The 13,246-nt window shown below is 45.0% G+C and carries 15 protein-coding genes; 5 read left to right on the top strand and 10 right to left on the bottom strand.

Annotated elements, in window-relative coordinates; translation table 11 throughout:
* Window positions 1-6: 6 nt before the first annotated feature.
* The 3 genes from CJD30_RS08065 to CJD30_RS08055 are packed head-to-tail and all read right to left on the bottom strand — an operon-like array spanning window position 7 to window position 3,669.
* Entirely contained in the window at window positions 7-465 is a 459-nt protein-coding gene (locus CJD30_RS08065) for a hypothetical protein (RefSeq protein WP_294918165.1), read from the bottom strand.
* On the bottom strand, window positions 462-2,057 hold the full coding sequence (recJ, locus tag CJD30_RS08060; RefSeq protein ID WP_294918163.1) for a single-stranded-DNA-specific exonuclease RecJ: 1,596 nt from the start codon (window positions 2,055-2,057) through the stop codon (window positions 462-464). The genes CJD30_RS08065 and recJ overlap by 4 nt, the downstream gene beginning before the upstream one ends.
* Window positions 2,041-3,669, bottom strand: a complete 1,629-nt coding sequence (locus CJD30_RS08055) for a CTP synthase (RefSeq protein ID WP_294918161.1) — start codon at window positions 3,667-3,669, stop codon at window positions 2,041-2,043. The genes recJ and CJD30_RS08055 overlap by 17 nt, the downstream gene beginning before the upstream one ends.
* 142 nt (window positions 3,670-3,811) lie before the next feature.
* On the opposite strand from CJD30_RS08055, the gene CJD30_RS08050 reads away from it, so the two are divergent.
* The gene (locus tag CJD30_RS08050) at window positions 3,812-5,422 is read left to right on the top strand and encodes a cation:proton antiporter (RefSeq protein ID WP_294918158.1); all 1,611 of its coding nucleotides are present in this window, start codon (window positions 3,812-3,814) and stop codon (window positions 5,420-5,422) included.
* Here CJD30_RS08050 and CJD30_RS08045 read toward each other — a convergent pair.
* Genes CJD30_RS08045 through secG form a run of 4 tightly spaced genes read right to left on the bottom strand, consistent with a single transcriptional unit; the run spans window position 5,417 to window position 7,237 of the window.
* Window positions 5,417-5,734: a hypothetical protein gene (locus CJD30_RS08045; RefSeq protein ID WP_294918156.1), complete on the bottom strand. Its 318-nt coding sequence runs from the start codon at window positions 5,732-5,734 to the stop codon at window positions 5,417-5,419. The two genes, CJD30_RS08050 and CJD30_RS08045, sit on opposite strands and share 6 nt — an antisense overlap.
* A complete protein-coding gene (gene pyrE / locus CJD30_RS08040) occupies window positions 5,734-6,342 on the bottom strand; it encodes an orotate phosphoribosyltransferase (RefSeq protein ID WP_294918155.1) in 609 nt (202 codons plus the stop codon). The genes CJD30_RS08045 and pyrE overlap by 1 nt, the downstream gene beginning before the upstream one ends.
* A gap of 2 nt (window positions 6,343-6,344) precedes the next feature.
* Window positions 6,345-6,902, bottom strand: a complete 558-nt coding sequence (frr, locus tag CJD30_RS08035; protein WP_294918153.1) for a ribosome recycling factor — start codon at window positions 6,900-6,902, stop codon at window positions 6,345-6,347.
* A gap of 17 nt (window positions 6,903-6,919) precedes the next feature.
* The gene (gene secG / locus CJD30_RS08030; protein ID WP_294918151.1) at window positions 6,920-7,237 is read right to left on the bottom strand and encodes a preprotein translocase subunit SecG; all 318 of its coding nucleotides are present in this window, start codon (window positions 7,235-7,237) and stop codon (window positions 6,920-6,922) included.
* A gap of 245 nt (window positions 7,238-7,482) precedes the next feature.
* Here secG and CJD30_RS08025 point away from each other — a divergent pair, with 245 nt between their 5' ends.
* From CJD30_RS08025 to CJD30_RS08010, 4 genes are read left to right on the top strand one after another with little or no spacing between them, the layout of a single operon-like run.
* Entirely contained in the window at window positions 7,483-8,430 is a 948-nt protein-coding gene (locus CJD30_RS08025) for a zinc ABC transporter substrate-binding protein (protein ID WP_294918149.1), read from the top strand.
* Window positions 8,421-9,182, top strand: a complete 762-nt coding sequence (locus tag CJD30_RS08020; protein WP_294918147.1) for a metal ABC transporter ATP-binding protein — start codon at window positions 8,421-8,423, stop codon at window positions 9,180-9,182. Before CJD30_RS08025 ends, CJD30_RS08020 begins: the two co-directional genes overlap by 10 nt.
* 13 nt (window positions 9,183-9,195) lie before the next feature.
* Window positions 9,196-9,993, top strand: coding sequence for a metal ABC transporter permease (locus CJD30_RS08015; RefSeq protein ID WP_294918146.1), 798 nt, complete (start codon window positions 9,196-9,198; stop codon window positions 9,991-9,993).
* Window positions 9,990-10,685: a methyltransferase domain-containing protein gene (locus CJD30_RS08010; protein ID WP_294918144.1), complete on the top strand. Its 696-nt coding sequence runs from the start codon at window positions 9,990-9,992 to the stop codon at window positions 10,683-10,685. The genes CJD30_RS08015 and CJD30_RS08010 overlap by 4 nt, the downstream gene beginning before the upstream one ends.
* Here the strand turns inward: CJD30_RS08010 and CJD30_RS08005 are convergent.
* The 3 genes from CJD30_RS08005 to CJD30_RS07995 are packed head-to-tail and all read right to left on the bottom strand — an operon-like array spanning window position 10,666 to window position 13,020.
* A complete protein-coding gene (locus CJD30_RS08005) occupies window positions 10,666-11,919 on the bottom strand; it encodes a leucine-rich repeat-containing protein kinase family protein (protein ID WP_294918142.1) in 1,254 nt (417 codons plus the stop codon). The genes CJD30_RS08010 and CJD30_RS08005 overlap by 20 nt on opposite strands.
* Entirely contained in the window at window positions 11,919-12,320 is a 402-nt protein-coding gene (locus CJD30_RS08000; protein WP_294918140.1) for a thiamine-phosphate pyrophosphorylase, read from the bottom strand. The genes CJD30_RS08005 and CJD30_RS08000 overlap by 1 nt, the downstream gene beginning before the upstream one ends.
* Window positions 12,313-13,020 (bottom strand): Bax inhibitor-1/YccA family protein, encoded by a 708-nt coding sequence (locus CJD30_RS07995; RefSeq protein WP_294918138.1) that lies wholly within the window; start codon window positions 13,018-13,020, stop codon window positions 12,313-12,315. Before CJD30_RS07995 ends, CJD30_RS08000 begins: the two co-directional genes overlap by 8 nt.
* Window positions 13,021-13,246 lie beyond the last annotated feature (226 nt).

Raw genomic sequence — 13,246 nt, 5'->3', positions numbered from 1 at the left:
GGTGTATTATAGCCGTGAAAAGGTTATTTCGAGGATAGTCCGACGATTCGGGTCAATGCGATAGTGTACAGAGGGTTCATTTGTCCCTGTGCACAGATCGCCTTTACAGAGAATATGCTTGTTTTTGGGAAGTGTATCGCCCAGCCCCAATCCCTGCTTATTTTTGATGAGATTGGAGGTTATGTAGATCACGGCAATTTTTTTTCCTGTTTCATCGGAGACGATTTGCGCGATAGGGTGGCCGGCTCGTTTCATTTGGAGAATCACGTTGTTGTGATCAGAGGAGACCTGAGAGAGTTTTTCAAAGTCAAAACCGCTCAAGAGTGTATTGATTTGATTGATCGGTGTATCAGGATGAATGGCTCCAAGACCCTCTTCGCTGATTGTGATAGGGTAAGGCAGCGCTGCATCGGGGGAGCCGCACCCGATGAAAAACAATACGACGAGGAGGAAACGGTAGATCAAAATAGCCGCTCTATCATAAGTTGAATCGAGACACGCCCGTTCCACTCGTTTTTATTGACGGTATAGCTGCAGGAGATTTTTTTGTTTTTCGGACATTCGAGTGTTCGGCGAAATGCGATCAGTTCGAGTGTTTTTGGACTGAGCGCTTTGGGGCGCAGTTCAATGCGACTGTGCGATTGATCGCTTCCGAAAAGCTTTACGGCGATCACATCCGCTTCTCGGATCAGAAACTTTGGTCGGGGATTCCCTTCACCGTAAGGTTCAAACCGCTCTAATAGTTCTAGGAGCTGGAAATTGATCATCTCGTGTTCGAGTTCTCCGATAACATCGTTATGGGGGATAAAATCTTCGGGCGGGATGGTGCGTGCAGCCTGATTGATCCCGATGCGAAATGCATCGACGTTCTCAATGCTCATTGATAAGCCGGCTGCCATTTTATGTCCGCCGAATTTGCTTAAAAGATACTCTTGGGATTTGATGAGAGTATAAAGATCGACGTTCCCGATGCTACGTCCGGAGCCTTTGGCAATGCCGTTATGGATACTGAGTACGATGGCGGGTTTTTGGAAGTGACTGACCAGACGCGAAGCGACGATTCCCACAACTCCCTCATTCCAATGCTCACCCGCAACGACGATCACTGAATCGGAAGGATTGACGCACTCCATCGCTTCGGCAGTGTTTTGGGCTTCGGTCTCTTTGCGTAAAGTATTGAGCGCCGTGAGCAATTCAAATTGATGATACGCTTTTTCGGTGGTATTGGCCAGCAAAAATTCAAGAGCGATAGAGGCATCTTCGAGTCGTCCGGCCGAGTTGATACGCGGTGCGATTTGAAAGGCAATGTCCTCAGAAGAGATGGAAGAACGGTTCAAGAAATCGCGAATCATGGCAAATGCGGGAAGTTGTGAGCGGTTCATCATCTCCAATCCGGTTTTGACAATTGCGCGGTTGATTCCCACCAGCGGCATCACATCGGCGATGATCGCGAGAGATAAAAACGGAAAAAATTGACGCATATCGATCGAGAGGTTGAGCTCTTGCTTCAAAAGTCCCATGAGGAGCCAGCCGACCTGTGCTCCGCATATCTCTTTGAACGGATAGGGGCAATCCAACTGTTTTGGATTAATGATAGCATAGGCATCGGGGAGAGTGTCTCCTGGCGTATGGTGATCGGTGATGATCAGATCAATCCCTCTGCTCCTGCACACTGCTGCGGCTTCGAGGGCATTGATTCCGTTGTCCACCGTAAATATGACATCAGCTTCCAATCGCTCCAAGACGGTTTTGGAAACACCGTACCCATCGGTAAATCGATTCGGTATCGTTGTGATCAAAGGATAGTCGATGAGGTCAAAAAAACGTTTGACAATAGCCGTGGAGGTGACTCCATCGACATCGTAGTCACCGACGAGGGCAATAGTTTCTTTGCTGCGGATTGCATCGGCTAAACGTTTTGAGCCTTTGAGTGCGTCTTTGAGAAGAGTAGGGTGGGGGATATCGGAGAGTTTTTCACTCTGCGCCTCAAATCGGCGCGCTAAAAAACTCTCCAATCGTGTGTGATCGAGAAGGGGAACCTCAGGCAGGGTATGCATGCGCAAACGTTGCTTTTACAAACCCGAGAATCGATGCATTCGGGCTTTGAAGGCGTGAGGTAAATTCTGGGTGGAATTGTACCCCTAAAAACCATGGATGAGCAGGGATCTCTACTGCTTCGATTAGACCGTGAGATTCACCGGTGACGATCATCCCTGCTTTTTCGAGCGCTTCGCGATAGGTAGGGTTGGCTTCGTAGCGGTGACGGTGACGTTCATAGATCAATGCTTCATTATTGTATGCCGCACGCAGTTTTGAACCCTCTTTGGTTTCACACGGATATTCACCCAAACGGAGAGTTCCCCCCATCGGAGAGTGGTGGGTGCGAAGCTGTGTTTCACCCGATTGATCGATGAAGTTGTCGATCAGATAGATCATCGGATGAGTGGTTGTTGGATTGAATTCGATCGAATTGGCATCTTCATATCCGAGGACATTGCGTGCGTATTCGACGATGGAGAGTTGCATTCCCAAACAGATTCCCAAATACGGGATATTATTTTCACGTGCATAACGGATGGCTTCGATCTTGCCTTCAACACCGCGATTACCGAACCCACCGGCGACAAGAACGGAGTCACAGTCGCGTAGAAGTGCTTCTGCACCTTGTGTTTCGATTTTTTCACTGTCAACCCAGTGGATTGCGACACGGGTATCGAGATGGGCACCTGAGTGAATAAGTGCTTCGATCAGTGATTTGTACGACTCTTTAAGCTCCAAATATTTACCAACGAAACCGATGGTGATATGGTGTTTCGGAGAGACGATTTTTTTGACCAACGAATCCCATTGCTCCATATCCGGTTTGAGTTCACCCAACTCGAGCTCTTTTGCAATCGGTGCAAGGATGTTTTGTTGCAAGAAACTGAGCGGTACGGCATAGATCGTTTGCTCATCCGTCGCTTCGATGATACTGTCTGAACTCACATCACACGCAAGGGCGAGTTTCTTTTTAAACGTTTTTGGCAACCGCTCTTCGCTTCGCGCGATAATCATTTGCGGAGTGATACCGATACGGCGAAGTTCTTGAACCGAGTGTTGGGTTGGTTTGCTTTTATGCTCACCTGCGGCTTTGATAAACGGGATAAGGGTGACATGGATAAAAAATGTACCTTCGACCTCGTCATCATGTTTCATCATACGGATCGCTTCCATGTACGGCAATCCCTCGATGTCTCCTACGGTACCGCCGAGTTCGACGACAAGGATCTCATGTCCCTCACCCGCTTTTTTGATACGATCGACGATCTCACCGACGATATGCGGAACGACTTGGATGGTTTGCCCCAAGTATCCGCCGCTGCGCTCGCGCTCGATAACCGAACTGTAGACTTGTCCTGTCGTAAAGTTACTGGTTCGTAGAAACGATGCGTTGAGGAAACGCTCGTAGTTTCCGATATCAAGGTCAGTTTCGGCACCATCTTTGGTGACGAATACTTCACCGTGCTCGAGCGGACTCATAGTCCCCGGATCGACGTTGATGTACGGGTCAATTTTTAGCATGCCGACTTGTTTTCCGGCGTGTTTGAGCAATGCACCAATACTCGCTGCGGTGATCCCTTTACCGAGTGAGCTGAGTACCCCTCCGGTCACAAAAATATACTTGGTCATACGTTAATCCTTATCAATCTGAAGCCGAAAATGGGGTTGAATGGGCGCTCTGACCCAAAATAGAGCTGTTTTTAGCACTCTTCTTAAGGAACGTATTATATACTTTGAAGTCTTATAAAAATGTTTGAAAAATTGGAAATTTATGGAATCTGCTCTTTATTACGTCACTATTGCTTTGGGATTATCGATCGTCGTCAATCTTATTTTGAAACGGTTCGGAATTTCACAGATTATCGGATATATTTTGACCGGTGTGACGGTAGCCTATGCATTTGATCTTCGCCATATGGCTGATTCCCATACCCTTGCGATGATTGCGGAATTCGGGGTCGTCTTTTTGATGTTTACGATCGGACTTGAGGTTTCATTGCAACGCCTTTCAAAAATGAAAAAAGATGTTTTTTTCAACGGAGGCTTTCAGGTTCTGATCTCATCAGTTCTTTTTTTCACCGTAGCATATGGTATTTTGGGGATTTCGATAGAGACGGCCTTGATCACCTCGATGGCATTGTCGCTCTCCTCTACCGCGGTTGTTTTGACCTATCTCAAATCGACGAAAGAGATTGCCCGTCCCTACGGTCAAAAAGCAACCGGAATTTTGATTTTCCAAGATATCGCGGTCATTCCAATTTTGATTTTGATCGGTTTTTTAAGTTCCGATGGGAAAAACATCGGGGATGTATTATTGCAAACACTTTTGAGTGCGGTTGTGATTATCGGGTTGCTTTTTATCGTCGGTAAGCGGGTGATGACATGGCTCCTTCACTTCTCATCGAGCAGTGAAGTGGATGAGTTGTTTATGGGATCGGTTTTGGTTATCGTCGTTGCTTCTTCACTTTTGGCATCGTATGCAGGGTTTACCTATTCGCTAGGAGCCTTTGTTGCGGGGATGATTATCGCCGAAACGCGTTATCACCATAAAGTTGAAGCGGACATTGCACCGTTTAAAGATCTCTTGCTGGGGACATTCTTTGTGACGGTCGGGATGAAGATCGATTTAGGCTTATTCGGCCTTCATTTTTTCGAAATATTGGCATTTTTAATCGGTGTTTTGGTGATTAAAGCAGCGGTTATTTTTACCATTGTTCAGATCTATTCCCAAAATAAAATCGCTTTCAAAACAGCGGTTGCCCTTTCTCAGGTGGGAGAGTTTTCATTCGCTATTTTTGCATTGGCGGGAAATAACAATCTCATCCCCTCTGAGCTGTCACAGCTTTTGGTTCTCGTTGTCGTATTATCGATTGTGGTTACTCCGTTTGTCTTGACCTATTTATCCACAATCAGTAGCTATTTTTTCAAAGACGTCAGTGTGACTGAAACCTTTGCCATGTTACCGGGACGTAAAAATCATATTATTGTGTGCGGATATGGTGTGGTCGGCAAATTTGTCGCCAAAGCGCTTCGTGCTGAGGGGGTAGACTATGTTGTCGCCGATAACAGCTATAAGCATGTCGAAGAAGCTTTAAAAGATAAACAAGAGGTCTATTTTGGCGATATGTCCAAGAGCGCTATTTTGGATAAGCTGTGTACCAAAGATTCGGTCAGTGTCATTATCACACTCGATAATTTGGAGAAAAAAAGACTCATTTGCGAAGCAATTCTCCGATACGCTCCAGATGTAAAATTGGTTGTTAAAGTGGTAAGTTTGGAAGAGAAAAGAGAGTTGCGAGGATTGCCTATTTCGATTACGATTGATGGGAAAAAAGAGGTGGCAGCACGTCTCGTAGGAGAAGCGCTGCGTTGTGAGTTATGAGTGGCTCGGCTGCTCGGCCACAAGCCACTGCAGATAGCGGATCGACCACTCAAGATCTTCGAGAGCGGTATCGATCTCTTCGACCGGTTCACTCAGATGATTTTTGAGCTCTTTGACCCGTTGTTTGAGGTATTGAGCCATAGAATAATAGGTATTGAGCGAAGTATCGTCTTGTGCTTTGATGATTAAATCTTCAAGCGTATTGACCAGCTCTGCTTCATTGGGGAAAATATTTCCCGCTTTACGAATCGTTCGCTGCACCTTTTGAAGATGCGGCATATCGACTTTAAAATTTTCAGGATTAGCAGACATTAGTTGCCACGTGAGCCCGGTTTAATTGCTTCGCTTCCATCGGCACACAATGGGCAGCTTTCCGGCGCATACATTTCAAAATTGAAATCGGCCAAAGCAAAAAGAGGTTTATCACAAGGGAGAGCGCAGTTTGATTTGCGCTCCAATTCGCTCCCCTCACGTTTACAGAACCCGCGATTTGCCAATGCGGCAAAACCGACCACTTCTCCGCCCAATGCTTCGATTGCTTTGGCCGCTTCCATTGCTGAACCGCCCGTGGTGATGATGTCTTCACAGATAAGGACTTTTTCACCCGGAGTGATTTCAAATCCACGGCGGATTTGCATCTCACCGTTGACCCGCTCAGCAAAAATAGAGCGTTTATCGAGCGCCGTTGCGAGGGCAAAGCCTGCGATCAATCCACCAAGTGCCGGAGCACATACCGTATCAATCTCGATACCGTTTTCTTGGATCTTTAGGGCAAGCGCATCGGCAAGCAGTTTCGCCGTTTTAGGATCTTCGAGTACTTTTGCCGATTGGAGATAATACTGCGAATGGTTTCCGGAACTGAGTTTAAAATGCCCTTCCAACATGGCGTTGGCGTTCATATAGATTGCTTTGATATCCATCATTACACCGTTAGAAGTTCTTGCTCTTTGTTTTTGAGCAATTCGTCAATTTTAGCAGTAAATTTATCGGTGATTTTTTGTACTTTATCTTGAGCACCTTTAGATTCGTCTTGTGTGATCAATTTGTCTTTTTCGAGTACTTTGATTTTATCGTTTGCTTTTTTACGATCATTACGAACACCTACCTTCGCATCTTCCGCCATCCCTTTGGCTTTTTTTGCCGATTCTTGACGTTGTTCCACGGTCATCGGTGGGAAGAAAAGTTTAATGTCGGTTCCATTGTTATTCGGATTGACACCGATGTCTGCTTTTTGGATCGCTTTTTCGATCACGCTAAGCATCGATTTATCCCATGGAGAGATAGTGATAGTAGTGGCATCGGTAGCCAAAACGCTCGCTGCCTGCTCCAAAGGAACCAGTGAACCGTAGCTTTCAACACGGATATTGTCAAGGATTTTGGTTGTTACTTTTCCGGTACGTAATGTACGGAAATCGCTGAGCATGTGGTCAACGCTTCCTTGCATTTTCTCTTCACAAAATTGATACACTTCGTTTAGCATAATTAATTCCTTCCGTCTTATTTGGTTGCGTTGGTATCGTTTACGATATTAATCGTCGGTGCGGCAACGTCAGTTTTTTCGATCATTGCATCAACTACCGATTTATTTTTTTGTTGTGCATAGAAATAGCTGAGCGCGATAGTGTTGACGATAAAAATGAATCCGAGGAAAAAGGTTACTTTAGCCAAGAAACTCCCCGGACCTTTTGCACCGAAAACCGATTCGTTTGAACCGCTGTATGCACCCAAGCCGATGCTTGAGCTTTTTTGTAGAAGTACCGCAATCGTGATCATAACGACCAAAGCGATTTGTACGATGAGCAGTATGCCTGTCATATTAATCCTTGAATTTTAAAAAAGTTCGCGATTATACCATAGTGTTCATAAGAGAGGAATGAAGCTCCTTTTTAAATGAGTAAGATAAAATACCTTTTTTGTATCGAAGGAGAGGATATGTGCAATCGCTGTTCGCTGAAAAGAAAATTGGGCCTTTTTTTAGCCATTGCCATCTCCTCGATAGCGTACTATTACGCATACTCATAAAACAAATGAGACAAAATCTGTGAAAGAGAGATGAAACTATGGATACCAGACGTTTGATTGTTTTTGGTGGCGTGATCACCGTTATTGTAATCGGAATGAGTTTTTTTTCACCGAATCTTCAAAAAAAAGAGGGAACGGGAGAAGAGAAAATTGTTGTTTCCGTGAGTACATTCTCTTTGCATGAAGCTGCAAACGCTGTAGCGGGTGATGCACTGGAGATTCATCCGATTGTCCCTTTGGGGAGTGATGCTCATATGTTTTCTCCCAACCCAACCCAAGTAGCAGAACTCTCAAAGTCGGCTTTGTTTGTTTATAACGGTGCGGGCTTCGAGACATGGGCGGAAGGGATAAAAAAAACGTTGAGCTCAACAACCGGAGTGGTCGATATGAGTCAACATGTTGTTTTGTCAAAAGAAGAGGAGCATGATGAACATACCGAGGATGAACACCATCATGGTGCCTATGATCCCCACTATTGGCTTGATATTGACAATATGATTGCCATGACACAGACATTGGATGCCGAGTTCTCGAAACTTCTTCCTTCAAAAGCAGAACTGTTTCATAAAAATGCTGCGGCATACATTGGAGAACTTCAAAAACTTAAATCCGAATTCACGACCGGGTTAGCAGAGTGTAAAAATCGTACGTTGATCTCTAATCACGACGCATTCGGATACCTTGCACATGCCAACAAGCTCGAGAACGTTTCAGTCATCGGGCTCTCTTCGGATGAACAGCCGAGCGCACAGACTGTTGCTCATGTAGTTGAAGTGGTGAAAGAGCATGGGATGAAAACGATATTTTTTGAAGAGCTGATCAATGATAACGTCTCCCAAACGATTGCTCAAGAGACGGGTGCGAAAGCGGTTGCGCTTCAACCGCTCGAAAATATTAGCCAAGATGAGTTAAAATTGCATCAAACCTATCTCTCCATTATGCGGGAGAACCTGAAAAAATTACGAGAAGCGATGGAGTGCCGTTGAAATTTTCCCCTAGCCTTTTTGAAGTGAATAACCTCAACTTTGAGCGGCAGGGGAATTTGGTCCTCAAAAATTCTACGTTTAAAATTTTGCCGGGGGAGTACTGCGCTATCATCGGTCCCAACGGCGGAGGGAAGACGACATTGGTTCGTCTTTTGCTCGGTCTTGAAAAGCCCACATCAGGTGAAATAAAACTTTTTGGGATACCTCAAAAACGGTTTCGTGATTGGAACCGTATCGGTTATGTTCCGCAGCGCTCCGCATTGGTAGACGGTTCTTTTCCGGCAACGGTGAGAGAAGTGGTCGGGATGGGACGTTATGCCAGACGAGGTATTTTTGGATTTGAATCACACGAGGATAAAGCTGCTATTGTAGAAGCCATGGAGCTGATGGGTGTTTCGGATCTCTCAGATCGTCTGATCGGCAATCTCTCGGGCGGTCAGCGTCAGCGGGTTATGATCGCCCGTGCACTTGCCTCTGCTCCCGACGTGTTGATTGTTGATGAACCTAACACGGGAGTTGACGTCGAATCACAGCACCGTTTTTATGAACTTCTTCGTACATTGAATAAAACCAAAAAGCTCTCTATTCTCTTCATCACGCATGATGTCGGGGTGATTGCCGAAGATATCACCCGTCTTTTGTTTGTCAACCAAAGTGTATTGGTCTCTCAAAATCCTGGCGAAATGCTCCGGTGCGATGAGATGAGCCGACTCTACGGTACACCGGCGCATCTTGTATCGCATAACCATTAAAGAGGGGAATTAAATGTTAGAAATGTTGAACTACCCTTTTATGCAGAGGGCCTTTATCGCGGGGCTGATGATTGCGGTATTGGCATCCATTAGCGGTTCTTTTATTGTTCTGCGTCGTTATTCGCTTCTGAGTGAAACGTTGGCTCATGTATCGCTTGTCGGTGTGGCGGTTGGGTTGCTTTTTGGAATGAGCCCTTTATGGATCGCGGTGTTGGCTTCGTTGGTCGCTTCATGGCTGATTGAGTATTTGCGCAGCACTCATGGAATGTATTCGGACTCGGTACTTGCCATTTTTCTCTCCGGATCTCTCGCCCTTGCTATTGTGATCGTTTCATTGGCGGGATCGTTTAACGCCTCTTTGTTTAGTTATCTATTCGGTTCTATCCTCTCGGTTAGTACACAGGATTTATGGGTGATGGGGATTTTTGGCTCATTGGCGATGGCACTTTTAATCGCATTTTTTAAAGAGCTCTATTTTATTGCGTTCGATGAGGATGTTGCCCGCGCAGGGGGGATTCGTGTCACCCTTCTTAATTTTATGCTTGTGAGTGTGATTGCCGTTATTATTGCTCTCTCCATTCGTGTGGTCGGAACGCTTTTGATTGGAGCGCTGATGGTGATCCCTCCGGTTGCTGCCATTCGTTTTGGGATGGGATTTTATCCTACGACATTACTTTCTGTCGCAATTGCTCTACTTTCGGTTATTATCGGTCTTAGTGCATCGTATCTCTTTTCCCTTCCTAGCGGTGCAGCAATCGTTTTGTGCCTTTTGGTCATTTTTATTCTTGCTTTGGTTATTAATCGCCGATGAGTAGTGTTTGTCACGAGTTTTCCCGTTATGCCGCGGAGTATGGGAGCCATAACGTGATCCAGCGTCTCGTTGCCCAAAAACTGATTTCTTCAACCGTAGATCAACCGAAACGGATTTTAGATTTGGGATGCGGGAATGGAACGGTTTTTTCACAGATTGATTGGAATATGGATCGATTTATTGGAATTGATTTTTCTGCATCGATGCTTGAACAGCATCCGGTTTCGTCCAATGTCGAGTTGATATTGGGAAATTTTAACGATCGCTTATTATTTGAAAGACTTAGTGGTGAGCGATTTGATCATATTTATTCCGCTTCGGCATTGCAGTGGGCAGATGATTTGGAGGGAGTTTTTAAATCGCTAGATTCCCTTAATGCTCCGCTCTCTTTGGCAATTTTTTCTGCCGGTACCTTCAAAACATTGCATGAGTGTGCTGGAGTTACTCCGTTATTGCGTTCGGCGGATGAGGTGATTGCCATTGCCGAGAAATATTTGAATGCCCGTTTTGAAGTACTTCACACTACGTTAGAGTTTGATTCGGTACGGGAAATGTTTCGCTATATCAAACGCAGCGGGGTAAGCGGCGGTCGTAGGGTTCTTGATTTCGCACAGACAAAACAATTGATGGAAACCTATCCTCTCTCTTATCTTGAATTTGAAGTGGTGTTTATTACAACCTTATCTCGCTAAACAGCGGTCTCTCTTCCACCGATTCATTCATGCATTTTTCTCTCAGCTCTTCTAACATACTATAGAGAGTTCCCTCTTTGGTGGGGCAGAGGGAGAGCATATCTTCCAGCAGACATCCGAATGCCCGCACTTCGATCCTCTCGAACTCTTTACAGTGGGGTTCATAAAAACTGGCCGCACCGAAATCCCCCAGATAGCAGTGATTGTCGTCGTTGATGAGGATATTATGGGCGTAGAGATCGCCGTGCATGAGCCCTCGTGCGTGCAAATGAGCACTAGCAGAGGCGATTCCTTTTGCCACGGCGTAGATTGTTTCAAGAGAAAATGAAGTTTCTTTGGCGAATGTATCGCGGGTACAGGTTTCAAAATCGGGAGGCAGCCCCAGATTGCGATACATATTAGGGATATATTCGAGTACTAATCCCAACCGATCATCTCCTGAGAGTTTTGCGAGGACTTTGATGAGGTTCGGATGCTCTCCTGTGCTGATGGTGGCATTCATCTCATCGTGCGCGTACCCGTCACTCGTAATCGCACCTTTGAAGAGCTTAAGGGCGACAGGTTTTTGGTGTTGTAGTGAGTATGCTTTGTAAATATCTCCTGAAGCCCCTGAGCCTAATTTCTCTTTAACATCCAAGGTGTCAAAAGATATCTCTTGAAGTTCGTAGAGGGCTTTTGCACTGCACGGATTTCCTGAAAACGCAAGCCAAGAGAGTTTTGGCAGAGTCCACAACCACTCGGGGACCTTTTGGAGATTGTTGGCAGAGAGTCGGAGGAGTTCAAGATTTTGACATTGCGCCATCTCATCAGGGAGTGTTTCGAGGCGATTTCCGGCCAGTGCGCATTTATGCAGCTTGCTTAGTTTTCCGATAGATCGGGGGAGACTCATGAGTCGATTATCGGTTACGATGAGCCAACTGATACTCTCAGGGAGAATATCTTCGTCAAAATCCTCAATCTGATTGTTTTTGAATCCTACCATATAGAGGTTATTGCATTCTCGAAAGGAGGAGGGGAATGACGTGAAGCGATTATTGGAAAAAAAGGCGATTTTGAGACGGGTGAGTCGACTTAGATCGGGAAGGTGGCTGAGATGATTGTTGCTCAAATCCAAAATTTCCAACGTCTCCGCCAGATCAAATATCTCTTCGGGAAAGTAAGTGAGGTTTTCACTCAGAGTTAGCCGTTTGATCCCTTTGAGTTTTCCGGATCGAAGTTGTTCGAGTGTATGCATCACTTGAGTAGGTTTTTCTTTTCTAATGTATAGAGTTCATAGCGGATAGTTTTGAACTGCTCACTTAAAGAAGGTTCCACTATTTTATAGAGTTCTTCCAAAACACGTGACGACTCTTGCGCTCTTTTATAGTTGGCTATTACAATAGAACGCAAATCGGTACGGTTCATTTCGCTTTGCATAGTCGGGCGTAACACATCGTTTATGCTGTCACGAGAAGCTAATAATTCATCAATAGGATCGATTCGGCATAAATGACGTAGATTTTTGAGGGAGGTGGAGAGTTCCTTGTCATTGTGAACATAGCGCGCTATATCCTCAATCACACGGATACCTTCTTTGAGACGGTTTAGATTGGCATCGACCACCCGGAGAAGTTCCGGGGGAAGAGAGTTACTCATCACTGCTTCCGAAAATTCCGAAGAGTTGAAGCAAAGTAACGAAAAGGTTGAAGAAATCAAGATACAAAGCGATCGCACCGTCCATCGGTGTTTCATAGGCACCACGGATAACGTTTTGCGTATCGATCAATACCATAATACTGATTACGAGCAAGAACACCGCTTGAATCGCGATATAAATCATTGGACTTTTCAAGAAAAAGACATTGATCAATGAGAACGCCATAATAATAAAGAAAGCGATCATGATCGGCTTGGACCATGTTGTGAAGTCTTTTGCACTTTTAATAGCAAAGAAACTAAGACCTCCGAACAATGCTGCCGTCATAAAAAACGCATTACCGATAATAGTTGCTCCACCAGAAAAATGGAGGATATGGCTAAGAAGCGGAGTGATGATAACACCGCTTGCGAATGTAAACGCAAACAATCCGATCATATTTACACCCGGTTTGTTTTTGATCATTTGAAGACCGAACATTCCAAACAGCATCCATGGGATAGCGATAAACCAGTAATTAGCTGCAACTACAGCTGCAAAAGGCATACCTACATAAGCACCTACTCCGCCTGCCAACATTGAAGCGGCAAACAATTTATAGGTATCTTTAACAAACGAAACGATCTGCGCTTCACTTCGGTGTGCGCTCTCGTAACCAAAAGCACTTTCTCGTGCGTATTCGCGATCATATAAAGCCATTGCTTTTTCCTTAATAGGGATTTTACAAAGAGGATTATACAAGAGTTTCTTTAATGATTTATTTGTAAAGAGGAGTAAACTAACGGCTTTAAGGGGCAAAAATGAGTAAAAAAGTTACATTTAGCCCCCTCCAGAACAAAATTCTAAATTTTTTTGTAATATTTTTTGTATTTCTTTAGGAAAGGTCTTGACATTATTGTTAATTTCCCCTATAATTCCCGTCCAC

Origin of the sequence: Sulfuricurvum sp. PD_MW2, assembly GCF_002633015.1 — a bacterium.
Classification (GTDB): domain Bacteria; phylum Campylobacterota; class Campylobacteria; order Campylobacterales; family Sulfurimonadaceae; genus Sulfuricurvum.
The sequence above is the reverse complement of the archived record's forward strand: the minus strand, read 5'-3'. Positions and strand labels throughout refer to the sequence as shown.